Genomic DNA, 24,405 nt, shown 5'->3' on the forward strand with positions numbered 1-24,405 from the left:
TGAAATTGGAGATGCGAAGCTTCAGGCAATCATCGTGTGCGCAAGCCATGGCTTCTGCGCCAGCCGCTCGGCCTCGAAAGCCTTGATCTTGTCCTTGTGGCGCAGCGTCAGGCCGATGTCGTCAAGACCGTTGATGAGGCAATATTTGCGGAAGGCCTGCACGTCGAAAGCGAACTCGCCGCCGTCGGGCTTCACGACCACCTGGCGTTCCAGGTCGATGGTCAGCGAATAGCCGGGGAAGGCAAAGGTCTCGTCGAACAGCTGCGCCACCTGTGCTTCAGGCAGCACGATCGGCAGCAGGCCGTTCTTGAAGCTGTTGTTGAAGAAGATGTCGGCGTAGCTCGGCGCAATGATCGCGCGAAAGCCGTACTGGTCGAGCGCCCACGGCGCATGTTCGCGCGACGAACCGCAGCCGAAGTTCTTGCGCGCCAAAAGGATCGATGCGCCGGCGTAGCGCGGCTGGTTCAGCACGAAGTCCGGGTTCGGCTTGCGGCTGGCCGGGTCCTGGCCCGGAAAGCCGGCGTCCAGATAGCGCCATTCGTCGAACAGGTTCTGGCCGAAGCCGGTGCGCTTGATCGACTTGAGGAACTGCTTCGGAATGATCGCGTCGGTGTCGACGTTCTCGCGGTCCATGGGGGCGACAAGGCCCTTGTGCACGGTGAATTTCTGCATGTGAATCTCTCTTGTCTTTCTTGCTCAGGCGAAGGTGCGCACGTCGACGAAGTGGCCGTGCACCGCGGCGGCGGCGGCCATGGCCGGGCTCACGAGGTGGGTGCGGCCACCGGCGCCCTGGCGGCCTTCGAAGTTGCGGTTGCTGGTCGATGCGCACCGCTCGCCGGGCTCGAGGCGGTCGGCATTCATGGCCAGGCACATCGAGCAGCCGGGCTCGCGCCATTCGAAGCCCGCAGCCTTGAAGATCAGGTCGAGCCCCTCGCGCTCGGCCTGTTCCTTCACCACGCCCGAGCCCGGAACCACCATTGCGAGCTTGACGTTCTTGGCTACCTTCTGGCCGAGCTTCTTCACCACGGCGGCGGCTTCGCGCATGTCCTCGATGCGGCTGTTGGTGCACGAGCCGATGAACACCTTGTCGATGAAGATGTCGTTCATCGCCTTGTTCGGCTCCAGGCCCATGTAGACCAGCGCGCGCTCGATGGCGCCGCGCTTGCTGGCGTCCTTTTCCTTGTCGGGATCGGGCACGCGGCCGTTGATGTCGACCACCATTTCGGGCGATGTGCCCCAAGTCACTTGCGGCTGGATCTGCGTTGCGTCGAGCTCGACCACGGTGTCGAACTTCGCGTCGGGGTCGGACTGCAGCGTGCGCCAGTAGGCCACGGCCTGGTCCCATTCCACGCCCGTGGGTGCGAGGGGGCGGCCCTTGATGTAGTTGATGGTCTTTTCGTCGACCGCCACCAATCCCGCGCGCGCGCCGGCCTCGATGGCCATGTTGCAGACCGTCATGCGGCCTTCCATGCTCAGGTCGCGAATGGCAGAGCCCGCGAATTCGATGGTGTAGCCCGTGCCGCCCGCAGTGCCGATCTTGCCGATGATCGCGAGCACGATGTCCTTGGCCGTGCAGCCGAATGGCAGCTTGCCTTCGACCTTCACCAGCATGTTCTTCGCCTTCTTGCCAAGCAGCGTTTGCGTGGCCATCACATGCTCGACTTCGCTGGTGCCGATGCCGTGCGCCAGTGCGCCGAATGCACCATGCGTGGAGGTGTGCGAGTCGCCGCAGACCACGGTCATGCCGGGCAGTGTGGCGCCTGATTCGGGGCCGATCACGTGCACGATGCCCTGGCGCTTGCTCAGGAACGGAAAGAATGCCGCGGCGCCGAACTCCGCGATGTTCTTGTCGAGCGTGGTGACCTGCTCCTTGCTTGTGGGGTCGGCAATGCCTTCGTAGCCGCGCTCCCAGCCTGTGGTGGGCGTGTTGTGGTCGGCAGTGGCCACCACCGAGCTGATGCGCCACAGCTTGCGGCCGGCCTCGCGCAGCCCCTCGAAGGCCTGCGGGCTGGTGACCTCGTGCACCAGGTGGCGGTCGATGTAGAGGATGGCGGTGCCGTCTTCCTCGGTGTGGACGACGTGTTCGTCCCAGATCTTGTCGTAGAGCGTGCGTGCCATGTCGGTCTCTTGTCTTTCGTGGGGGAAGTGGATTGTCTTGTTTTCTATGCGGCAATCGGCTCGGCCGCATCGTGTGCGCCCGCCGGCGTGTGCAAGTGGTTGACCAGCGTGCGCGCGGCCACCGGCAGCGTGGAGAAGTCGCGCGCCACCAGCCGGATTTCGCGGTTCGACCAGGCGTCGTTCAGTGCCACGCTGCACAGGCGGCTGCCGATGCCGGCCTGCAGCAGTTCGAATGCACGCTGCGGCATCACGCCGATGCCCAGGCCGTTGTCGATCATGCGGCACATGGCATCCAGGCCAGTCACGTGGATGCGCAGCTTGACGCTGCGGCCCGCTTCAACCGCAGCTTGGTGCATGGCGACGTAGATCGAACTGTTGGTGTGCAGGCCGACGTGGTCGAAGTCGAGCGAGGCCGTGAAATCGATCGAACCTTGCGTTGCAAGCGGATGTCCGGCGGGCACGATCAGCACCAGCCGGTCGTGGCGGTAGGGCAGCGTCTGCAGCTCGTTCGTGCCGTCGGGAATGTGGCAAATGCCGAGGTCGGCGGCGCCTTCCTGCACCGCGCGCACCACTTCGTTGCTCAGGTGCTCTTCCAGGTCGATCTTGATTGCGTCGTGCTCGCGCGTGAAGGCGCCGAGGTCTTCGGGAAGAAACTGCACGATGGCCGATATGTTGGCATGCACTCGTACATGGCCGCGCACACCCTCGGCGTATTCGCTGAGTTCGCCCTGCATCTTCTCGAGGCTGTAGAGCACCGAGCGCGCATGGTGCAGCAGGCTTTCGCCCGCGGGCGAAAGATCGACCCCGCGCGCGTGGCGGTAGAGAAGGGTTGTGCCCAGCGTGGCTTCCAGGTCGGACAGACGCTTGCTGATGGCCGAGGCGGCAATGAATTCGCGTTCCGCCGCCCGCCCGATGCTGCCGAGTTCGCAGACGGCCACGAACAATTGCAGCGATGTGAGGTCGATGCGTCGGGCGAAATTGCGTTCCGAAGTGCTCATGGGGTGTTGGGCATCGCATCTGGCGATGAGTTCGCCATTTTCTCTGGGTTTTGATCAACTTGCCATCGTCATCTGCGATGGGTTTGTTGCCCTGAAGCGAGGAGCCGCGGTCTCCGGGCTCGAATGCGCATGAGCTTTGTTGCTCCGCAATGGCAAAACGCCCCGCTCCTTGCCTTTGCAGGCGAAGGGGCGGGGCGTGCGTCAGTGTGCTTGCAGGCGGGGGGCGAGTCCCCGAGGCGCCTGCGGAGGTCTTGGAAGACCCGGGGCGGTGCCTTACTGGCGCTTCTTGGCGGCGTCTTCTACTTTTTCGCCGCCCTTCTGGATGTCCTGGCCGGCACCCCGGAAGGTGTTGCAGCCGGAGAGGGGCACGGCGAACGCGAAGGCGACGGTAATCAGCGCGGCAATTTTCTTCATGACGGATCTCCTGAAGTCGTTGAAAAAGGCGGCCCGACCTCGGACCTCCGATGCACAACGTACCGACGCCCCGGTGCGAATCCTGTCAGCCAAGACGCAAAAAAGCTGCCCGAAGGCAGCTTTCCGCGGTGAGCGCCAGTGCGCCTTCAGCAGCTTCAGCGCTTGCCGATGGGCTGCACGTCGCGCTTGGGCGATCCTTCGAACAGCTGGCGCGGGCGGCCGATCTTGTACTCCGGGTCGCCGATCATTTCGTTCAGCTGGGCAATCCAGCCCACCGTGCGGGCCAGCGCGAAGATCGCGGTGAACAGCGGCACCGGAATGCCGATGGCGCGCTGAACGATGCCCGAGTAGAAGTCGACGTTCGGATAGAGCTTGCGCGAGACGAAGTATTCGTCTTCGAGGGCGATCTTTTCCAGCTCCTTGGCGAGCTTGAAGAGCGGATCGTTTTCCAGGCCCAGCTCGGTCAGCACTTCGTTGCAGGTTTCCTGCATCAGCTTGGCGCGCGGGTCGTAGTTCTTGTACACGCGGTGGCCAAAGCCCATGAGCTTGACGTTCGAGTTCTTGTCCTTCACCTTCTTGATGAACTCGCCGATCTTCTCCACGCCGCCTTCCTTCTGGATGTCGTAGAGCATGTTGAGTGCCGCTTCGTTGGCGCCGCCGTGGGCAGGGCCCCAGAGGCAGGCCACGCCGGCCGCAATGGCCGCGAAGGGGTTGGTGCCCGACGAGCCGCACAGGCGAACGGTCGAGGTCGATGCGTTCTGCTCGTGGTCTGCGTGCAGGATGAAGATGCGGTCGAGCGCGCGCTCGAGCACCGGGTTCACCTTGTACTCCTCGCACGGTGTTGCAAACATCATGTGCAGGAAGTTGCCCGCGTAGCTCAGGTCGTTCTTCGGGTACATGTACGGCTGGCCGATCGTGTACTTGTAGGCCATGGCCACGAGCGTGGGCATCTTCGCGATCAGGCGGATCGCGGCGATCTCGCGGTGCTCGGGATTGTTGATGTCCGTGCTGTCGTGATAGAAGGCCGACAGGGCGCCCACCAGGCCGGTCATGATGGCCATCGGGTGCGCATCGCGGCGGAAGCCGCGCAGGAAGAACTGCATCTGCTCGTTGACCATCGTGTGGTTGGTCACGAGCTTGGTGAAGTTGGTCTTCTTGCCCTGGTCCGGCAGCTCTCCGTAGAGCAGCAGGTGGCAGGTTTCAAGGAAGTCGCAGTTGGTTGCGAGCTGCTCGATGGGGTAGCCGCGGTACAGCAGTTCGCCCTTGTCGCCGTCGATGTACGTGATGGCCGACTGGCATGCGGCCGTCGACATGAAACCCGGGTCATAGGTGAACATGCCGGTCTGTGCATACAGCTTGCGGATGTCGATCACGTCCGGGCCCACGGTGCCCTTGTAGATCGGCAGTTCGACGCTGTCGCCGCCGTTGCTGAACGACAGCGTGGCCTTGGTATCGGAAGCTTTCATTTCGGGTTCTTTCAGAGAGTATTCAGGAAGGCGAAGAGGAAACGGAGGCGGAAACGGAGGTCTCGGGACGCTGTGCACCGTCGGTGCGCATCAGCTGGAGCAACTCGACCACCTCGGCCCCGGCCCATGCGGGCTCGGGCTCCTTTCTTCTCAGCAGAAGATCGAGGAGGTCGTTGTCCGACAGGTCCATCAAAGTCTCCATCGCTCCCGCCTGGCCGACGGTCATGTGCGACTCGTGCCGCTCGAAGAAGCGCGCGATGAACAGGTCGTTCTCGAGCAGACCGCGCCGGCAGCGCCATTTCAGCTTGCTCAGCGCACGTTCGCTGAGAGGCTGTGCGAGTTCGGCGGCGGTTTGCATGGTTTCTCTCGGGAAAGGATCAGATGGCGCGGCGCACCATCAGTTCCTTGATCTTGCCGATCGCCTTGGTCGGGTTCAGGTTCTTCGGGCACACGTCCACGCAGTTCATGATCGTGTGGCAGCGGAACAGGCGGTACGGGTCTTCGAGGTTGTCCAGTCGCTCGGCGGTGGCTTCGTCGCGGCTGTCGGCAATGAAGCGGTAGGCCTGCAGCAGGCCGGCCGGGCCCACGAACTTGTCGGGGTTCCACCAGAAGCTTGGGCAGCTGGTGGAGCAGCTCGCGCACAGAATGCACTCGTACAGGCCGTTGAGCTCGTCGCGCTCTTCGGGCGACTGCAGGCGCTCCTTCTCGGGCGGCACGTTGTCGTTCTGCAGGTACGGCTTGATCGAGTTGTACTGCTTGAAGAACTGCGTCATGTCCACGATCAGGTCGCGGATGACCGGCAGGCCCGGCAGCGGCTTCAACACGATCGTGCCCTTGAGCGTGAGCATGTTGGTCAGGCAGGCGAGGCCGTTCTTGCCGTTGATGTTCATGGCGTCGGAGCCGCAGACGCCTTCGCGGCACGAACGGCGGAACGACAGCGTGGGATCTTGCGCCTTGAGCTTCATCAGGGCGTCGAGCAGCATGCGCTCATGGCCGTCGAGTTCGATCTCGATGGTCTGCATGTAGGGCTTGGCGTCCTTGTCCGGGTCGTAGCGGTAGATCTGGAATGTGCGCTTCATCGTGAAACCTTGTGATGTTGTTCTTGCGTGCTTAGAACGTACGGACCTTGGGAGGAACGGAGTCGACCGTCAGCGGCTTGAGGTTGACCGGCTTGTAGGAGAGGCGGTTGCCCTCGCTGTACCAGAGGGTGTGCTTCATCCAGTTGGCGTCGTCGCGGCCGAGCGGTGCAACCGGGTCGTCCGACGGACGCTCGTAGTCTTCCACCGTGTGTGCGCCGCGGCATTCCTTGCGGGCCGCTGCCGAAACCATGGTGGCTTGCGCCACTTCGATCAGGTTGTCGACTTCGAGCGCTTCGATGCGTGCGGTGTTGAACACCCTGGACTTGTCCTTCAGGCCGATGGCGTTGACGCGCTCGCGCACGGCGGCGATCTTGACCACGCCTTCGTCCATGGAAGCCTGCTTGCGGAACACGGCGGCGTGCTGCTGCATGACGGCGCGGATTTCGCCGGCCACGTCTTGCGCGTATTCACCGCCGGTGGCTGCCTCGAGGCGGTTCAGGCGCTCCAGCGTGCGGTCGGCGGCATCGGCCGGCAGCGGCTTGTGCTCCTTTTGCTTGTCGTTGAACTGGACGATGTGGTTGCCGGCCGCGCGGCCGAACACCAAGAGGTCGAGCAGCGAGTTGGTGCCCAGGCGGTTGGCGCCGTGCACGCTCACGCAGGAGCATTCGCCCACGGCATAGAGGCCGTTCACCACGGCGCTGTTCTGCTCGCCCTGCTGAATGACGACCTGGCCATTGATGTTGGTCGGGATGCCGCCCATCTGATAGTGGATGGTCGGCACGACGGGAATCGGTTCCTTGGTGATGTCGACGTTGGCGAAATTCACGCCGATTTCGTACACCGAGGGCAGGCGCTTGTGGATGGTCTCGGCACCGAGGTGGTCGAGCTTCAGCAGCACATAGTCCTTGTTGGGACCGCAGCCGCGGCCTTCCTTGATTTCCTGGTCCATCGAGCGCGAAACGAAGTCGCGCGGTGCCAGGTCTTTCAGGGTGGGCGCATAGCGCTCCATGAAGCGTTCGCCGTTGCTGTTGAGCAGGATGGCGCCTTCGCCGCGGCAGCCTTCGGTCAGCAGCACGCCGGCACCGGCCACGCCGGTCGGGTGGAACTGCCAGAACTCCATGTCCTGCAGCGGAATGCCCGAACGCGCGGCCATGCCCAGGCCGTCGCCGGTGTTGATGAAGGCGTTGGTCGAGGCCTGGAAGATGCGGCCCGCGCCGCCGGTGGCCAGCAGCACCGTCTTGGCCTGCAGGATGTGCAGGTCGCCGGTTTCCATTTCGAGAGCCGTCACGCCCACCACGTCGCCTTCGGCGTCGCGAATCAGGTCGAGCGCCATCCATTCGACGAAGAACTGGGTGCGCGCTTCAACGTTCTTCTGGTAGAGCGTGTGCAGCATGGCGTGGCCGGTGCGGTCGGCCGCGGCGCAGGCGCGCTGCACAGGCTTTTCGCCGTAGTTGGCCGTAGGCGTGGCCGGTGCGGTCGGCCGCGGCGCAGGCGCGCTGCACAGGCTTTTCGCCGTAGTTGGCCGTATGGCCGCCGAAGGGGCGCTGGTAGATGGTGCCGTCGGGGTTGCGGTCGAACGGCATGCCGAAGTGCTCGAGCTCGTAGACGACCTTGGGCGCTTCGCGGCACATGAACTCGATCGCGTCCTGGTCGCCGAGCCAGTCGGAGCCCTTGATCGTGTCGTAGAAGTGGTAGTGCCAGTTGTCCTCGCTCATGTTGCCGAGCGATGCGCCCACGCCGCCTTGGGCAGCCACGGTGTGCGAACGGGTGGGGAACACCTTGGAGAGCACCGCCACGTTCAGGCCTGCGCGTGCCAGTTGCAGCGAAGCGCGCATGCCGGAGCCGCCAGCACCGACGATCACGACGTCGAACTTGCGCTTGGTGATTTGTTCTTTTGTGTAGGTCATGGTGGGGTCAGATCTTCCAAAGCACTTGAATGGCCCAACCCGCACAACCGACAAGCCAGACGATGGTGAAAATTTGAAGGGCGAGGCGAATGCCGACGGGCTGGACGTAGTCCATCCACACGTCGCGCATGCCAACCCACACGTGATAGAGCAGGGAAGCGATCACGGAGAAGGTCAGCACCTTCATCCACTGCGCGGCGAAGATGCCGGCCCAGAGGTCGTAGCCGAGCGGGCCACGCGTGAAGATCAGTTGCGCGAGCAGGATGATCGTGAAGAGCGCCATGAGGCCGCCCGTGATGCGCTGGCTGAGCCAGTCGCGCAAACCGTAATGTGCGCCGACGACGATGCGCTTGGAGCCGTAATTCACAGACATGGTTGGCTCCTTCTCAGTACAGGCCGAACAACTTGGCGCCAAGCACCACGGTGAGCAGAACGCTCAGTGCCAGCGTGACCAGGGCGGAGCTGTGTCCGAATTCCTTGGTGACGGCGGCGTGGCTCACATCCATCCAGAGGTGGCGCAGGCCGGCGATGAAGTGGTGCAGGTAGGCCCAGATCAGCGCGAGAGCGACCAGCTTGAAGAACCAGCCCGGAACGAAACCAAGGCCGCTGTTGAAGGCGGCCTTGAATCTGGCGAACGAATAGTCGGACGAAAGCGAGGTATCGAACATCCAGATGATGAATGGCATCAGCAGGAACATCAGCACGCCGCTCACGCGGTGCAGGATCGACACGATGCCGGCCGGCGGCAGCCGGTAGGTCGTGAGATCGGTGAAGGCATTGATGTTCCGGAATTCGCGACGCGGCGGCCGGGGAGGGGTTGCAAGCTCTGTCATTGGGGGGAGGCTTTCGTGGCTTGGTGGCTTGTTCTGATAGCGAACGCTTTTGTTTCTTCTGCGGAATGCAAACAACGCAAAATTCTATTGCAATGCACCATTGCATGGCGGAGGTGCCCGCGTCGGCGCAGTGCCGCAGTCGGATGCTATTGACTTCGGAGTGTGCTGCGCGCGGTGCGCAGGTGCTGCAATGCGGTTCGATCGAGGTTTCATCTTGGCGCGATCTCAGCCGAGCTGATTGCGGTAATGGTGCGTGTCCGTGCGATAGAGGCCGCGGCGCAATTCCATCGGCGTGTCGTGGTACGTGTGCGCCAGGCGCTCCACGCTGAGCAAGGGCATCTGCAGCGACACGTCGAGCAAGGCCGCCTGCTCCGCGTCGGGCAGCACCGCGCGGATTTTTTCTTCGGCGCGCACCATGCGCACGCCGAATTCGGTTTCGAACATCGCGTACATCGGGCCGGGCCAGGCCCGCAGCCGCTCGGCCGTGAGGCCCTTGAACGGCGCCCCGGGGAGCCACAGGTCTTCGAGAATGGTCGGCACGCCGCCGTAGGCGAGCACGCGCCGCACCTGCAGCACCGCGTCGCCGGTGCGCAGGCTCAGTGCGCGAGCCACGTCGGCCGATGCGCGCTGGCGGCGGCAATCGATGATGGTGCGTTCGGCCGGGCCTTCGGTGCTTGGCGTGCCGACATCGGGCACGAGCTTCAGAAAGCGGTACTGCACGTGCTGCTCGGCGTGCGTGGCAACGAAGGTGCCCTTGCCCTGGCGCCGCACCACGAGATTTTCGGCCGCCAGCTCGTCGATGGCCTTGCGCACCGTGCCCTGGCTCACGCGATAGCGCACGGCAAGATCCATTTCGCTCGGAATCGGTTCGCCCGGCTTCCACTCGCCGGCCTGCAGGCTCTGCAGGATCAAGGTCTTGATCTGCTGGTAGAGCGGACTGAAGGAAGGCGTCGCGGAGTCTTCGAGGACGGTGGCATTCATGGCAGCGGTGGGGTGCGCCGTGGCGGAACCTCCGAGCATATCTTATATAAGACATAAGACGGGCTGCATCGATTCGGCTTAAAATGCGGGCCGGCCTGCGCCGCGGGAAGGATTCCCGCCCTGCAGGACACCGGCGCCAAGCGCGCCCGCCGATACCGTTTTCACCATCTTCTGGAGTCTTCCCATGAGCAAAAAACCCGTCCGCGTTGCCGTCACCGGTGCCGCCGGCCAAATCGGTTACGCCCTGTTGTTCCGTATCGCGTCGGGCGAAATGCTCGGCAAAGACCAGCCGGTCATCCTGCAACTGCTCGAAATCCCCGACGAGAAGGCCCAGAAGGCGCTCAAGGGCGTGATGATGGAACTCGACGACTGCGCCTTCCCGCTGCTGGCCGGCATGGAAGCCCATGGCGACCCCATGACCGCCTTCAAGGACGCCGACTACGCGCTCCTGGTCGGCTCGCGTCCGCGCGGCCCGGGCATGGAACGTGCCGAGCTGCTGGCCGTCAACGGCGCCATCTTCACGGCACAGGGCAAGGCGCTGAACGCCGTCGCCAGCCGCAACGTGAAGGTGCTGGTGGTCGGCAACCCCGCCAACACCAACGCCTACATCGCGATGAAGAGCGCCCCTGACCTGCCGCGCAAGAACTTCACGGCCATGCTGCGCCTGGACCACAACCGCGCTGCCAGCCAGATCGCCGCCAAGACCGGCAAGCCGGTGGCCGACATCGAAAAGCTCGTCGTGTGGGGCAACCACTCGCCCACGATGTACGCCGACTACCGCTTTGCCACCATCAAGGGCGAAAGCGTCGCCAAGATGATCAACGACCAGGAATGGAACGCCAACACCTTCCTGCCGACCGTCGGCAAGCGCGGCGCGGCCATCATCGAAGCGCGCGGCCTGTCGTCGGCTGCCTCGGCCGCCAACGCAGCCATCGACCACATGCGCGACTGGGCCCTCGGCACCAACGGCAAGTGGGTCACCATGGGCATTCCGTCGGACGGCCAATACGGCATTCCGAAGGACACGATGTTCGGCTTCCCGGTCACCTGCGAAAACGGCGAATACAAGCTGGTCGAAGGCCTCGAAATCGACGCATTCAGCCAGGAACGCATCAACAAGACCCTGGAAGAGCTGCAGGGCGAGCAGGCGGGCGTCGCTCACCTCCTGTAATCCTGTAATCGCAAATCGCAGCACCGGCATGCTCGACTGGAACCCCGCGCTCTACCGTCGCTACGAGGACGAGCGCACCCGGCCCGCACAGGAGCTCCTGGCGCGGGTGCCGTTGTCCGAGGCGGCCCATGTGGTCGACCTCGGCTGCGGACCGGGCAATTCCACCGAGCTGCTGTTTCATCGGTTTCCGAAGGCGCGTGTCGTCGGAACCGACAACTCCGAAGCCATGCTGGCCAGCGCGCGCGAGCGCCTGCCGCAGGCGAGCTTCGAGTTGAGCGACATTGCGACCTGGGCGCCGCAAGACCAAGCGCCCGACCTCATTTACGCCAACGCAGCCCTGCAGTGGGTGCCGGATCACGAAACGCTGATTCCGCGCCTGTTCGCTGCGCTGGCCCCGGGTGGTGTGCTCGCCATCCAGATGCCCGACAACCGCGAAGAGCCCACGCACCGCCTGATGCGCGCAGTGGCTTCCGAGTCGCCGTGGGCCGAGCCCATCGGCGACGCCGACCGCATGCGCACGCTGTTGCTGCCGCTCGGCGGCTACTACGACCTGCTGGCGCCCGAAGCGGCCAAGGTCGATGTGTGGCACACCATCTACCAGCATCCCATGGCCGACGCTGCAGCCATCGTCGAATGGGTGCGCGGCACGGGGCTGAAGCCTTTCGTCGATCGGCTGCCCGGCGAGTTGCGCGCAAGCTACCTGGCCGAATACGAGCGCCGTGTCGACCAGGCCTATCCCGCTCGTACCGACGGCAAGCGGCTGCTCGCCTTTCCGCGCATGTTCATCGTGGCGCAGAAAAAGGCATGACGAACACAGCCCATCCCGCTGAAGTGCTGCTCGGCGCGCAGGCGGGCGCGGTGACGTTGCCCGTGTGCGACCACTACAGCGGCGTCGAAGCGCGCATGAAGAAGAGCCTCGCGCTGCAGGCCGAAATGGCCGAGGAGTTCGGTGCCTGCGTGTTCGACGTCACCCTTGACTGCGAAGACGGCGCCCCCGTCGGCGGCGAGGCCGAGCATGCCGCGCTCGTCACCGAACTGGCACTTGCCGCAAAGCCGGGCATGCGTGTCGGCGTGCGCGTTCATCCGGTCGATCACCCGGCCTTCGCCGGCGACGTGATCACCATTGCCGGGCGCGCTGGCCACCGGCTGAGCCACCTGATGGTGCCCAAGGTCGAATCCGTGGCCGACGTGGCGCAGGCCGTGGCGGCGCTGGAGGCGGCCGACGCCGATGCGCTGCCGCTGCATGTGCTCATCGAATCGCCGCTGGCCGTGCACAACGCGTTTGAAATTGCGGCGCATCCGCGCGTGCAATCGCTGAGCTTCGGCCTGATGGATTTCGTTTCCGCGCATGCGGGCGCCATTCCGGCCGACGGCATGGGGGCCGCCGGCCAGTTCACGCATCCGCTGGTGGTGCGCGCCAAGCTGGCCATAGCCTCCGCTGCCCACGCCTACGGCAAGGTGCCTTCGCACTGCGTGGTCACCGAGTTCAACAACACCGATGCCATGCGCACGGCGGCCCGCAAGGCGGCCTCCGAATTCGGCTACACGCGCATGTGGAGCATTCACCCCAACCAGATCCGGCCGATCCTCGAAGCGTTTGCGCCGGACGAGGCCCAGATTCAGATTGCCGTAGAAATCATTACAAATGCCGCACTCGCGGATTGGGCGCCGACACAAATTGATGGCACATTGCACGACCGCGCGAGCTATCGCCATTTTTGGCAAGTGCTGACGCGCGCCCACGCAACGGGGCGCGCGTTGCCTCCAGAGGCAAAAGCCTGGTTTGCACTCGCGGCCTCCTGAAACTTACGAATCCAGCCTGAAGGAAACACCCATGAAGAAAATTGCTCTGATCGCAGCCCTGGCCCTGGCGCTCCCGTTTGCCGCCACGGCGCAGACCACCCCTGCCAAGGCTGAAGCCAAGAAGGCGCCCCCCAAGAAGCAGGTCACCCGCAAGGCTGCCAAGGCTGTCGAAGAAGTGACGCCCATCGCCGATGAAACCAACATCGTGCTGACCGACGCCGACCTCGAAGTCGCCAAGCGCGTGTCGCTCGGCAAGGCCCAATGCGAACTCGGCGCCGACGTGACCGTGGCCGCCGACGAAAAGAAGCCCGGCTTCTTCAACGTGTCGACCAAGGGCCTGAAGTACCGCATGCACCCGGTCGAAAGCCGCACCGGCGCCATCCGCCTCGAAGATCCCCGCGCCGGCGCCATGTGGCTCCAGCTGGGCAACAAGTCGATGCTGATGAACCAGAAGGCGGGCCTGCGCATTGCCGATGAATGCCAGACGGCCGAGCAGGTCGCATTTGCGGAAGAAATGAAGAAGAACCCGCCCAAGAGCCTGTTCGAAGGCGCCGACGCGGCCAAGAAGTAAGAGTACCGAACCAGGGGTGCGGCGCGGCTCTTGCTTGCCGCACTGCACGCCCGACAGCCCAGTTTCCGGAGAAAAGAAGATGTTGCAAGCCTACGTTGACCATGTTGCCGAACGCGCCGCGCTCGGTATTCCGCCGCTGCCATTGAGCGCGAAGCAAACCGCCGAAGCCATCGAGCTCCTCAAGAGCGCGAACGCCAAGGACGGTGCCTTCCTGCTCGATCTGCTCACCTATCGCGTGCCCGCCGGCGTCGACGACGCGGCCAAGGTCAAGGCGAGCTACCTGGCGGCCGTGGCCCACGGTACCGAGAAGAACGCGTTCATCACGCGCGCCCGCGCCACCGAATTGCTCGGCACCATGCTCGGCGGCTACAACATCAGCCCGATGATCGACCTGCTCGACGATGCCGAAGTGGGCGCCGTGGCGGCCGAAGGCCTCAAGAAAACCCTGTTGATGTTCGACCAGTTCCACGACGTCAAGGAAAAGGCCGACAAGGGCAACGCCAATGCCAAGGGCGTGCTGCAAAGCTGGGCCGATGCCGAATGGTTCACCAGCCGCCCCGAAGTGCCGCAAAGCCTGACCATCACGGTCTTCAAGGTGCCTGGCGAAACCAACACCGACGACCTGTCGCCCGCGCCCGACGCCACCACGCGTCCGGACATCCCGATGCATGCCCTGGCCATGCTCAAGAACAAGCGCGAAGGCACGGCTTTCGAGCCGGAAGAAGACGGCAAGCGCGGTCCGGTCAAGTTCATCGAATCGCTGAAGCAGAAGGGCCACCAGGTCGCCTACGTGGGCGACGTGGTCGGCACGGGTTCCAGCCGCAAGTCGGCCACCAACTCGGTGCTCTGGTTCACCGGCGACGACATTCCGTTCATACCCAACAAGCGCTTCGGCGGCGTGTGCCTGGGCACCAAGATCGCCCCGATCTTCTACAACACCATGGAAGACGCGGGCGCGCTGCCCATCGAACTCGACGTGAGCCAGATGGACACGGGCGACGTGGTCGAGCTGCGCCCCTACGAAGGCAAGGCACTGAAGGACGGCAAGGTGATTGCCGAATTCAAGGTCAAGAGCGATGTTCTGTTCGACGAAGTGCGCGCCGGCGGCCGCATTCCGCTGATCATCGGCCGCGGCCTCACGTCCAAGGCGCGCGAGGCGCTGGGCCTGCCGGCTTCCACGCTGTTCCGCCTGCCGCAAAGCCCGGTCGACACCAAGAAGGGCTTCTCGCTGGCACAGAAGATGGTCGGCCGTGCCTGCGGCCTGCCTGAAGGCCAGGGCGTTCGCCCGGGCACCTACTGCGAACCCAAGATGACCTCGGTCGGCTCGCAAGACACCACCGGCCCGATGACGCGCGACGAGCTGAAGGACCTGGCCTGCCTGGGCTTCTCGGCCGACCTCGTCATGCAGTCGTTCTGCCACACCGCGGCCTACCCCAAGAAGGTGGACGTGAAGATGCATCACGAACTGCCCGACTTCATCAGCACGCGCGGCGGTGTGTCGCTGCGCCCTGGCGACGGCGTGATCCACAGCTGGCTCAACCGCCTGCTCACGCCCGACACCGTGGGCACGGGCGGCGACAGCCACACCCGCTTCCCCATCGGCATCAGCTTCCCGGCCGGTTCCGGCCTCGTGGCCTTCGCGGCCGCCACCGGCGTGATGCCGCTGGACATGCCCGAGTCGGTGCTCGTGCGCTTCAAGGGCAAGATGCAGCCCGGCGTCACGCTGCGCGACCTGGTCAACGCCATTCCGCTGTACGCGATCAAGAGCGGCCTGCTCACGGTCGAGAAAAAGGGCAAGAAGAACATCTTCTCGGGCCGCATCCTTGAAATCGAAGGCCTGCCGGACCTGAAGGTGGAGCAAGCCTTCGAACTGAGCGACGCCTCGGCCGAACGCTCGGCCGCCGGCTGCACGGTGCACCTGAACAAGGAACCGATCATCGAATACATCAACAGCAACATCACGCTGATGAAGTGGATGATTGCCGAAGGCTATGCCGATGCTCGCACGCTGGCACGCCGCATCGCCGCGCAGGAAGCCTGGCTCAAGGACCCGCAGCTGCTCAAGGGCGACGACGACGCCGACTACGCGGCCGTCATCGAGATCGACCTGGCCGACATCCATGAACCGATCGTGGCCTGCCCGAACGATCCCGACGACGTGAAGACGCTGTCGGACGTGGCCGGCGCGCAAATCGACGAAGTGTTCATCGGTTCGTGCATGACCAACATCGGCCATTTCCGTGCCGCGTCGAAGCTGCTCGAAGGCAAGCGCGACATCCCGGTCAAGCTGTGGATTGCACCGCCCACCAAGATGGACGCGCACCAGCTCACCGAAGAAGGCCACTATGGCGTCTTCGGCAATGCCGGCGCCCGCACCGAAATGCCGGGCTGCTCGCTGTGCATGGGCAACCAGGCACAGGTGCGCGAGGGCGCGACGGTCATGTCGACCAGCACCCGCAACTTCCCGAACCGCCTCGGCAAGAACACCAACGTGTACCTTGGCTCGGCGGAACTAGCCGCCATTTGCTCGCGCCTTGGCCGCATTCCGACGCGCGAGGAGTACATGGCCGCAACGGGCGTGCTCGATGCATCGAGCGCCCAGATCTACCAGTACCTCAACTTCGACAAGCTCGACGAGTACAAGACCGAAGCGGCTGCCGTCGTTGCGCCTGCCGCGGTCGCAGCCTGATCAACGCGTAGCTCGCGGTTCAAGAAAGCCCCGCTTCGGCGGGGCTTTTTTCATGTCGGCTGTGCCGCCAGTGCGGTCAGCGCCGCAGCCGTTTGCGCATCGGCCGGAAAGAACGACTCCACCGCCAGTTCCTGCAGAGTGACGTCTACCGGCGTGCCGAAGATGGTGGTGGTGCTGATGAAGCTCAGCACGCCGTTGGGCGTAACCAGCTGAAAGGGCACCACGACGCCCGACAGCTCCGCATTCGCGGCGGGCGCGTCGTGGCTCACGTTCGGCGTGGGGTAGGCCTCGAGTTCGTCGTGCAGCGCCTGCAGCACGGCATCGCCTGTCGCGGCAATCTGCTGCTGCAGCCGTTCGAGCAAGTGGGCACGCCATTGCGCCAGGTTGGCGATGCGCGAGGCCAGCCCATCAGGGTGCAGGCTCAGGCGCAGCACGTTGATCGGGGCTTGAACCAGTTCCGGTGCCGCGCCGGCCATGAGCATCGGCACCAGCGCGTTGTGCGCCACAAGGTTCCAGTGGCGGTCGACCGCCAAGGCGGGAAACGGCTCGTGGCCCTTCAGCACCAGGTCGACCGCCCGCCGCGCAGAGGCCAGGGCAGGGTCGTCGAGCGAGCGCTGCCGGTACATCGGCGCAAAGCCCGCGGCCACCAGCAGGGCGTTGCGCTCGCGCAGCGGCACCTCCAGCCGCTCGGCCAGGCGCAGCACCATCTCGCGGCTGGGCGCGGCGCGGCCGGTTTCCACGTAGCTCAGGTGGCGCGTCGAAACCTCGGCCTCTTGCGCGAGGTCGAGTTGGCTCAGGCGCCGATGCGTGCGCCAGTGCCGAAGATGCGCGCCGAACGGGTCGCGCGCGCCGGGTTGGCCAGCCTTGGACGAATGGGTGCGGGGTGTGTTCATGGCCCGCATTCTGGCGCGGCGCCGTCGGCACGCCATGACCTCCGAGGTTATCGACGCTGTGCCCGCCTTCCGAAATCATTGGGTCCAACGCGGCAGGACAGGCTTGCGGCGTACCACCCGAAGGAGATTCTCATGTCCGTCTTTGCATCCCCCCGTTTCCTCTCCAACGTCATGTGGGCCGACGCGGCTTCGTGCGCCGCCACCGGCGCAATCCAGGTGGCGTTCACCGATGCGCTGGCGCGGCTGACCGGCCTGCCGGCACCGCTGCTCATGGGCACTGGCGTATTCCTGCTGGCATATGCAGCGGCCGCGGCCTTCATGGCCACCCGCCGCACGCCGCCCCGCACGCTCATCGGGCTGGTGGTCGTCGGCAACTTCGGCTGGGCCGTGGCGTGCGTGGCGCTGCTGATGAGCGGCCTGTTCACGGTTACCGCATTGGGCATGGCCTGGGTGCTGGCGCAGGCGCTGTGCGTGGTGGTGCTGGCCGAGCTGCAATGGACGGGCCTGCGCCGGACCCGCGGCAGCGCGAACATGGCCCTGGCCTGAGCGCAGCGGATGCCGGCAACACCCATTTACCCGGCATTCCTGGCCATGAGGAACGTAGCACTTGGGGAGCATTGCAGGGAAGACCGACTACAACAACTGACATCGATCCCTGCTATCTTTGAGGTGCTTCCACGAACAGATCGAACCAACAGGAGTTCCTCAATGGCCAAAGCACCGGCGCACGCCTTTGCGTCCACCCTCAAGACCTTCAAGACCCCGTCCGGCGCTTCCGGCAAATACTGGTCCCTGAAGGAGCTGGCCAAACAATATCCCTCGGTGAACCGGCTGCCGGTGTCCATCCGCATCGTGCTCGAGTCGGTGCTGCGCAACTGCGACGGGCAGAAGGTTTCGCCCAAGCATGTCGAAGAACTGGCGCACTGGGCGCCCAATGCAGACCGCGTCGATGAAATTCCCTTCGTCGTCACCCGCGTGGTACTGCAGGACTTTACCGGCGTGCCGCTGCTGGCCGACCTGGCCGCCATGCGCAGCGTGGCTGCCAAGCTCGGCAAGTCGCCCAAGACCATCGAGCCGCTGGTGCCGGTCGACCTGGTGGTCGACCACTCGGTGATGGTCGACTACTACGGGACGCCCAAGGCGCTCGACCTCAACATGAAGCTGGAGTTCCAGCGCAACAACGAGCGCTACCAGTTCATGAAGTGGGGCATGCAGGCCTTCGACACCTTCCGCGTGGTGCCGCCGGGCTTCGGCATCGTGCACCAGGTCAATCTCGAATACTTTGCGCGCGGTGTCTACAAGAGTTCGAGTGACAACGCCGAGGTGCCGGTGTACTACCCCGACTCGCTGGTCGGCACCGACAGCCACACCACCATGATCAACGGCGTTGGCGTGGTCGGCTGGGGCGTGGGCGGCATCGAAGCCGAGGCCGCCATGCTGGGACAGCCGGTCTACATGCTGACACCCGACGTGGTGGGCTTCGAGCTCACGGGCAAGCTGCGCGAAGGGGTAACGGCCACCGACCTGGTGCTGTACGTCACTTCCATCCTGCGGGCCGAGAAGGTGGTGGGCAAGTTCGTCGAATTCTTCGGGCCCGGCGCGGCTTCGATCGGCGTGCCCGACCGTGCCACCATCGGCAACATGGCGCCTGAATACGGCGCCACCATGGGCTTCTTTCCGGTCGACGAGGCAACGGTCGCCTACTTCGAAGGCACCGGCCGCACCAAGGAAGAGGTCGAGCGCTTCGAGGCCTACTACAAGGCGCAAGGCCTCTTCGGCATGCCCGCACCGGGCGACATCGACTACACCAAGATCGTCAAGCTCGACCTGGGCACCGTGTCGCCGAGCCTCGCAGGTCCGAAGCGGCCGCAAGACCGCATCGACCTGGGCCACCTGTCCACCAAGTTCTCCGAGCTCTTCAGCAAGCCCAACGACGCCAACGGCTTCAACCAGCCGGCCGAGCGGCTCAAGCTGCGCTATGCGCTGACCACGAGCGGGCAGGGCGACGACAACGAAGCCGCGCCGCCGCCCCCCGGCGCGCCGCGCGAACTGGTCGAGATGGTGGCCAACCGGTCGACCAAGGCCGCCGCCCATGTGAACGCCACGGCACCGGCAGCGCCCAAGGGCGGCGTGACCATCGGCAACGGCGACGTGCTGATCGCGGCCATTACCTCGTGCACCAACACTTCCAACCCGAGCGTGATGCTCGCGGCCGGCCTGCTGGCCAAGAAGGCGGTGGAGGCGGGCCTCACGGTCAAGCCGCACGTCAAGACCTCGCTCGCGCCCGGCTCCCGCATCGTCACCGAATACCTCGAGAAGGCCGGCCTGCTGCCGTATCTCGAAAAGCTCGGCTTCTACCTGGCCGGCTACGGTTGCACCACCTGCATCGGCAATGCGGGCGACCTCACGCCCGAGATCAACGACGCCATCATCAAGAACGACCTGGTCGGCGCGGCCGTGCTCTCGGGCAACCGCAACTTCGAGGCGCGCATCCATCCGAACTTGAAGGCCAACTTCCTTGCCTCGCCGCCGCTGGTGGTGGCCTTTGCGATTGCCGGCAACGTGATGGTCGACCTGATGACCGAACCCGTGGGCAAGGGCAAGAACGGCAAGGACGTGTACCTGGGCGACATCTGGCCCACGCCGAAGGAAATCGATGAGAACCTGCGCTACGCGATGAACGCGAAGTCGTTCCGCGCGAACTACGACAAGGTCAAGACCGACCCGGGCAAGTTCTGGAGCAGCATCCAGGGCACCACGGGCCAGGTCTATGACTGGCCCACCTCGACCTACATTGCCGAGCCGCCGTTCTTCGCCGACTTCAAGATGCAGCCGCATGCATCGGACGCCGGCTTCAAGGGCGCGCGCATCATGGCGCTTTTCGGCGACTCGATCACCACCGACCACATCTCGCCGGCCGGCTCCATCAAGGAAAGCTCGCCCGCGGGCATCTGGCTCAAGGCGAACGGCGTGGCCAAGGCCGACTTCAACAGCTACGGCTCGCGCCGCGGCAACCACGACGTGATGATGCGCGGCACCTTTGCCAACGTGCGCATCAAGAACCTGATGATCCCGCCGGACGTCAACGGCACGCAGGAAGAGGGCGGCGTCACGTTGTTCCAGCCTGGCAACCAGAAGATGTTCATCTACGACGCCGCCATGAAGTACATGGAACAGGGCATTCCCACGGTGGTCTTCGGCGGCGAGGAATACGGCACCGGCTCATCGCGCGACTGGGCCGCCAAGGGCACGCAGCTGCTGGGCATCAAGGCGGTGGTGGCGCGCAGCTTCGAGCGCATTCACCGCGCCAACCTCGTCGGCATGGGCGTGCTGCCGCTGCAGTTCCGCGGTGCAGATTCATGGCAGACGCTGGGCCTGACGGGCGACGAAAAGATCGACGTGGTCATTGGCGGCGAACTCAAGCCGCAGATGGACGTGAAGCTGGTCGTGCATCGCGCCGATGGCTCCCACCAGGAAGTGACGGTGCGCCTTCGCATCGACACGCCGATCGAGGTGGATTACTACAAGCACGGCGGCATCCTGCCGTTTGTGCTGCGGCAGTTGCTCAACGACTGATGGTGCTGGGGCGCCCGCTTCAGGTCGACAAGACAGGAGCACGTGTCATTTACTCGCCTTTGGCGGCCCGGTAGACGGTGCCGACCCGCTGGGCGGCCTGATCGAGCAGCGCAGGCCATTCGGCGGCGGCGCGTGGCGAGGGCCCCTCGCATGCCGTGGCGTTCGTCATGGCGCATTGCATGCGCAACATGCCATAGGAGGCCGGCCAGGTCGGGTCGTAGTTGATGTGCTTGCCCGCGATCTTGTCGCGGGCATCTTGGATGCCGGCCTTGACCGCTGCGGCGGCCTGGTCAGGCTGCTCCTTCATGAACCGGACAAAGTCGCGAGTGCTCTTGTCAAAGGCGAGCGTAAAAAAGGCCTCGTTGCTCGAGATCTCGGCCCGGCCACTGTCGTCTGCGAAGCGCAGCGCGTCGTACCAACCCATCGTGGCCTGCGCGGCAATGATTCGAAGCATTGTGTCGAAACGCGGCGGCTTTTGCTGCAGCGCCTTGGGGATGTAGAAGACTTGGAACAGTTCCATGGTCTCCATGGGCGTCAGTTCGCCCTTCTCGGCGGCAGTCAAACGCGCATCGAAGCCGCGCCGCGCGCTGGCGTGCTGCGCCTGAGTGGCTTTCTCGTCACCAATTGCCGTGATGAACGCACGCGTTTCCGCGCGGCGTACCTGCCACGCGTCCTGGAGAGTTTGCACCCTGACAATCCTGTCCTGCGCGTGAGTGGCAAGGGGTGTCATGAACACACTGAAAAGGACGCCGAGAGCAATGCTTGTGATGTGTAGTTTTGATTTCACTTCAAATTTCCTTGGGTAACGCAATGGGCTGGAATGACTGACTGACTGCGCTAGCTCAAGCCAGGACCGGCCCGGCTTGCGCCTTGAGAGGCTGGTTCACCTGCTGCGAGCGCTGCTGGTTCTGTTGCTGGTTCTGCACCTCGGCGACGGCAAAGGCCTGCGAGCTTTCTGAAAGCGGGGGTGTTCAGCGCCACCGTCGTCTCCACATAGGTCACCTTGGAAAGCACAGAGCCCGGTTTACCCTGAACCGCGATGAGCCTGTCGCCGTTGTCGCTCACGGCGACAAGATCGATCTGCCTGAAGCTGCCTTGGCAAGCTGCAGCCGCCAATGTGCCGGCGGCATTGCAGGTGCGCTGGTCGGAAGAGACGTTGCGCTCGGTGTTGATCTTCTCCAGCCCGGCTAGGGCCTGCTGGTAGAACCCATTGCCGGGGTGCTGGCCGTCGTCCAACAATAACGGTCCCGACTCTGCCTGGCTGCTGAGCCACGGCCCCGGGCGGATGCGCCTCTCGATCGCACGGGAGGCGCCTTCGCGCAGCGTTTCACCGGTCCGCTCCAGGGCATCGGCTGCCCGCCGAGCGCCGCTCTCCATGGAGTTGCGCACCGCATCGTAGGTCTGCCCCGCGATGTGGCCGGTAGACTTCACGCCTTGACCGACCGTCTGCCCCGCCTGCACCCCGGTTTGCAGTGGAACGGATGCGATGGCACGGGCGTTGTATACGTCGTCGCGATAGCGATCGATCATGCCGCGATGGGCGTGATAGCGCGCCTCGTTCTCCGGCGAGATGATCGAGCGACCCAGCGTCTCGCCGTCGGGCGCGAAGTTGTCGGCGAAGTGCGCGCTGAAATCGGTAGCCTTGGCGGGATTGCGCGCACTCAGCGCGCCGCCGTCGTCGCGATACCCGGCCTTGCCCAGCGTGTCGATATCCTGCTGGACCGCGTAGACCCGCACCTCGCCAAAATGTGCACTGGCTGCGCTTACCGCATCACCTGCGCGAACGTGGTTGATGACTTGGTGTCCGCCTTTGGGAACGCCATGCACCAGCCCCGCAGCGCCAAAGGCGTTGAAGGTCTCGCCCTTGAGGCCGAACTTGTGGGCGTGAAGTTGGGCCAGCGTGCCGCCCAGTGAGTGGCCGGTGACGGTGACGTTGAGAGGGCGTTGCGTTTCTTGTGCATCGGCCTTGGCTTGCGCCAGCACCCTTTGCGTGAAAGCCTGGGCGTCCGGCGCCTGGGCGTTGACGCCCGCCAACGCCATGCCGGCATCGACGACGCCGTCTTGCACCGGCTCGCGGCCAAACTCGGTGCCGCGATAGGCAATGACAATTTCGTGGGTATCGACCCGCTGATAGGCCGTCGCCTGGAAGCCGGTCCTGGGGTTGTCGACATGATCCTCGACCCGATACGTCACATCACCCAGGACGACTTCCTTTTTTAGCTCGTGATCTTTGTATGAATCCTTGGCCAGAAGCGCGTAATCCGTCGACGTGATCGTCATTGGAATTTCTCCTTGGCAGTGATCGTCGTCGAGAAGGTGTTCTTCGATTCATCGCCAAAATCGGATCGTTCCGCATTGCCACCGCTGACACGGGGATGGCCGTCCTTCTTCGACCTGGCGTCCTCGCTGAAGTAAGACCGATTATTGAAATAACGGGTGACGGACTTGCCCGCCAGAATGTCTTGCAGGGCGATGGCGTGGGCGAACGCCAGATTGCCAATCTGCAGATCGAAGTCGGCAAAAGGCATGGACCAGCGGCAAAGGCCCAGTCCGAAGTAATCCTCGTCCATCAACAGGTCGACATAGAGTTCACCCTTGTAGACCGTGTCGCTCACGCGGGTCAGGGCCATCGGGACATGCTTTTCGGGCGTCAGCCTGACGCCGCTGAAAGAGGTGAGCGGGACGCAGCGATCATTCGCTACCTGATAGCCAGCGGACCCCTCCACGGCATCGAATGGTCCCGGCGCATCCTCGATGGTCAGCGTGATTTCATAGCGCATCTTCGGGTGCGGATTGAGGTTGATATCGGGTTTTTTCATGGCTTGGCCGCAAGCGGTGGTGGTGAGGGCAAGGAAAACGGCTAGAGCGGGGACGAGGCGCTTCATGATGGCTATCGAATGCGAACCGGTTGGCTGCAATCGGCGTAGTAAATGCGGCAATTGGATGTTGCCTGAGACGCCGTTACAGGTTTGCAAAAGCTTTTTGTTTGGCGGTATCTGGGGCTTTGTTGAAAAAGGTGCCATGCCACCTTCAGCGATACATCGCAGGCGCCGCCTGCTGCGTGGTCTGCTGGGGCTGAACGAATGGGTGACGACGTATTCGAAGTCGAGGTACTTGAGCCCGTTGAGAATGCCGGGGTGGGTGCCGTCGGGGTATTCCTTGACGTTGAGGATGGCGCCGAAGTGATTGACACCGTTGGGAGTGGTCAGCACAAAGTCGCCGGTCTTGGCAGAAAAACGCTGGCGGCTGACGGCCAGGTAGCGGTAGACGGGCGCCTTCAGCACCGGCACGGGCTCGTCGACGCGGTTGAGCAGGTAACCGAAGAACTCAAGGGTTTCCGAAAAGACGACGCCGTTGGCGGCCTCGTACATGCGAAGGCGCGTGGGCGCGTAGTCCTTGAGCACGGCTTCCATGTTGCCGGCCAGTTCGAGTAGCTTGTCTATGGCTTGCTGCTGTTCGGATGCCAGCCGGGAGACATTGGCGGACTTCTCGACGAAGCGTTTGCCCGAGACCACGGGCCGGTACAGCATCGTCACGTAGAGCTCGTTCTGCATGAGCTTTTGCGACGAGAGTCCTTTGAAGTACGCGTCGGACAGCGATTGATTGAAGGCTTCCTTGAACCGGCTGCCGTCCCTGACGTGCCGGCGGCGGCGCAAGTCGTGCACCCAGAAGGCCACGTTGGTGAAGTCCGGCGCGCGCAGCGTTTGCAGCATGCGGTTGAAGGTGTTGTGCCGGTGCTCGAGCTCCCATTCTTCGCGGCCCACAAAAGGCAGGCCTTCGAGCCGCCATGTCAGGAAGTAGTCGCCGCCCGTGGTCTTGAGCACGGTGGGAGACACGTGCGTGGACAGCGGAATGAATTCGCTGATGGGCGTGTCGGGACTGAAGGGCGGCGTGGACATGGTTGTG

General features: G+C 64.1%; 21 protein-coding genes and 1 pseudogene. 7 read left to right on the forward strand and 15 right to left on the reverse strand.

The annotated features are described in order from the left end of the window. Positions 1–21: 21 nt before the first annotated feature. The 11 genes and pseudogenes from leuD to QHG62_RS04325 all read right to left on the reverse strand — a co-directional run bounded on the left by leuD (position 22) and on the right by QHG62_RS04325 (position 9,796). Positions 22–672 carry a 3-isopropylmalate dehydratase small subunit gene (gene leuD, locus QHG62_RS04275; protein WP_157612826.1) on the reverse strand — a complete coding sequence of 217 codons (651 nt, stop codon included), beginning with the start codon at positions 670–672 and terminating at the stop codon, positions 22–24. A gap of 24 nt (positions 673–696) precedes the next feature. Beyond that, a complete protein-coding gene (gene leuC / locus QHG62_RS04280) occupies positions 697–2,118 on the reverse strand; it encodes a 3-isopropylmalate dehydratase large subunit (RefSeq protein ID WP_281149603.1) in 1,422 nt (473 codons plus the stop codon). Between the two features lie 44 nt (positions 2,119–2,162). Then, positions 2,163–3,116 carry a LysR substrate-binding domain-containing protein gene (locus QHG62_RS04285; RefSeq protein ID WP_281149604.1) on the reverse strand — a complete coding sequence of 318 codons (954 nt, stop codon included), beginning with the start codon at positions 3,114–3,116 and terminating at the stop codon, positions 2,163–2,165. 273 nt (positions 3,117–3,389) lie between these two features. Continuing rightward, entirely contained in the window at positions 3,390–3,530 is a 141-nt protein-coding gene (locus tag QHG62_RS04290) for an entericidin A/B family lipoprotein (RefSeq protein WP_281149605.1), read from the reverse strand. A gap of 155 nt (positions 3,531–3,685) precedes the next feature. Continuing rightward, positions 3,686–4,996: a citrate synthase gene (gene gltA / locus QHG62_RS04295; RefSeq protein ID WP_281149606.1), complete on the reverse strand. Its 1,311-nt coding sequence runs from the start codon at positions 4,994–4,996 to the stop codon at positions 3,686–3,688. Between the two features lie 22 nt (positions 4,997–5,018). Continuing rightward, complete coding sequence (locus tag QHG62_RS04300; RefSeq protein WP_281149607.1) at positions 5,019–5,354, reverse strand: succinate dehydrogenase assembly factor 2; 336 nt, start codon at positions 5,352–5,354, stop codon at positions 5,019–5,021. Between the two features lie 19 nt (positions 5,355–5,373). Next, a complete protein-coding gene (locus tag QHG62_RS04305) occupies positions 5,374–6,075 on the reverse strand; it encodes a succinate dehydrogenase iron-sulfur subunit (RefSeq protein WP_055804283.1) in 702 nt (233 codons plus the stop codon). Positions 6,076–6,106: 31 nt separating this feature from the next. After that, positions 6,107–7,982, reverse strand: a pseudogene (locus QHG62_RS04310) (FAD-dependent oxidoreductase). Between the two features lie 7 nt (positions 7,983–7,989). Beyond that, entirely contained in the window at positions 7,990–8,355 is a 366-nt protein-coding gene (gene sdhD / locus QHG62_RS04315; RefSeq protein ID WP_281149609.1) for a succinate dehydrogenase, hydrophobic membrane anchor protein, read from the reverse strand. A 13-nt stretch (positions 8,356–8,368) separates the two neighbouring features. Beyond that, positions 8,369–8,815: a succinate dehydrogenase, cytochrome b556 subunit gene (gene sdhC / locus QHG62_RS04320; protein WP_281149610.1), complete on the reverse strand. Its 447-nt coding sequence runs from the start codon at positions 8,813–8,815 to the stop codon at positions 8,369–8,371. A 225-nt stretch (positions 8,816–9,040) separates the two neighbouring features. After that, the gene (locus QHG62_RS04325) at positions 9,041–9,796 is read right to left on the reverse strand and encodes a GntR family transcriptional regulator (protein ID WP_281149611.1); all 756 of its coding nucleotides are present in this window, start codon (positions 9,794–9,796) and stop codon (positions 9,041–9,043) included. A gap of 184 nt (positions 9,797–9,980) precedes the next feature. On the opposite strand from QHG62_RS04325, the gene QHG62_RS04330 reads away from it, so the two are divergent. From QHG62_RS04330 to QHG62_RS04350, 5 genes are all read left to right on the forward strand, one after another. Next, entirely contained in the window at positions 9,981–10,967 is a 987-nt protein-coding gene (locus QHG62_RS04330) for a malate dehydrogenase (protein WP_258504789.1), read from the forward strand. A 28-nt stretch (positions 10,968–10,995) separates the two neighbouring features. Continuing rightward, entirely contained in the window at positions 10,996–11,775 is a 780-nt protein-coding gene (gene tam, locus QHG62_RS04335; protein WP_281149612.1) for a trans-aconitate 2-methyltransferase, read from the forward strand. Then, entirely contained in the window at positions 11,772–12,770 is a 999-nt protein-coding gene (locus tag QHG62_RS04340; RefSeq protein WP_281149613.1) for an HpcH/HpaI aldolase/citrate lyase family protein, read from the forward strand. Before tam ends, QHG62_RS04340 begins: the two co-directional genes overlap by 4 nt. 31 nt (positions 12,771–12,801) lie before the next feature. After that, positions 12,802–13,341 (forward strand): hypothetical protein, encoded by a 540-nt coding sequence (locus QHG62_RS04345; protein WP_281149614.1) that lies wholly within the window; start codon positions 12,802–12,804, stop codon positions 13,339–13,341. 79 nt (positions 13,342–13,420) lie between these two features. Continuing rightward, positions 13,421–16,030 carry a bifunctional aconitate hydratase 2/2-methylisocitrate dehydratase gene (locus tag QHG62_RS04350; protein ID WP_281149615.1) on the forward strand — a complete coding sequence of 870 codons (2,610 nt, stop codon included), beginning with the start codon at positions 13,421–13,423 and terminating at the stop codon, positions 16,028–16,030. Between the two features lie 50 nt (positions 16,031–16,080). On the opposite strand, the gene QHG62_RS04355 is transcribed toward QHG62_RS04350, so the two are convergent. Beyond that, positions 16,081–16,923 (reverse strand): helix-turn-helix domain-containing protein, encoded by an 843-nt coding sequence (locus tag QHG62_RS04355; protein ID WP_281149616.1) that lies wholly within the window; start codon positions 16,921–16,923, stop codon positions 16,081–16,083. Between the two features lie 132 nt (positions 16,924–17,055). Between QHG62_RS04355 and QHG62_RS04360 the strand changes: the two genes are divergently transcribed. Together QHG62_RS04360 and QHG62_RS04365 are read left to right on the forward strand one after the other, a co-directional pair. Next, positions 17,056–17,469, forward strand: a complete 414-nt coding sequence (locus tag QHG62_RS04360; RefSeq protein WP_281149617.1) for a hypothetical protein — start codon at positions 17,056–17,058, stop codon at positions 17,467–17,469. 162 nt (positions 17,470–17,631) lie between these two features. Then, complete coding sequence (locus QHG62_RS04365) at positions 17,632–20,499, forward strand: aconitate hydratase (protein WP_281149618.1); 2,868 nt, start codon at positions 17,632–17,634, stop codon at positions 20,497–20,499. A gap of 49 nt (positions 20,500–20,548) precedes the next feature. On the opposite strand, the gene QHG62_RS04370 is transcribed toward QHG62_RS04365, so the two are convergent. From QHG62_RS04370 to QHG62_RS04380, 3 genes are read right to left on the reverse strand one after another with little or no spacing between them, the layout of a single operon-like run. Next, entirely contained in the window at positions 20,549–21,286 is a 738-nt protein-coding gene (locus QHG62_RS04370) for a hypothetical protein (RefSeq protein WP_281149619.1), read from the reverse strand. Positions 21,287–21,336: 50 nt separating this feature from the next. After that, positions 21,337–22,779: an XVIPCD domain-containing protein gene (locus QHG62_RS04375; protein ID WP_281149620.1), complete on the reverse strand. Its 1,443-nt coding sequence runs from the start codon at positions 22,777–22,779 to the stop codon at positions 21,337–21,339. Beyond that, the gene (locus QHG62_RS04380) at positions 22,776–24,398 is read right to left on the reverse strand and encodes a hypothetical protein (RefSeq protein WP_281149621.1); all 1,623 of its coding nucleotides are present in this window, start codon (positions 24,396–24,398) and stop codon (positions 22,776–22,778) included. The genes QHG62_RS04375 and QHG62_RS04380 overlap by 4 nt, the downstream gene beginning before the upstream one ends. Between the last annotated feature and the right edge of the window lie 7 nt (positions 24,399–24,405).

It is taken from the genome of Variovorax paradoxus, assembly GCF_029919115.1.
Classification (GTDB): Bacteria; Pseudomonadota; Gammaproteobacteria; order Burkholderiales; family Burkholderiaceae_C; genus Variovorax; species Variovorax paradoxus_O.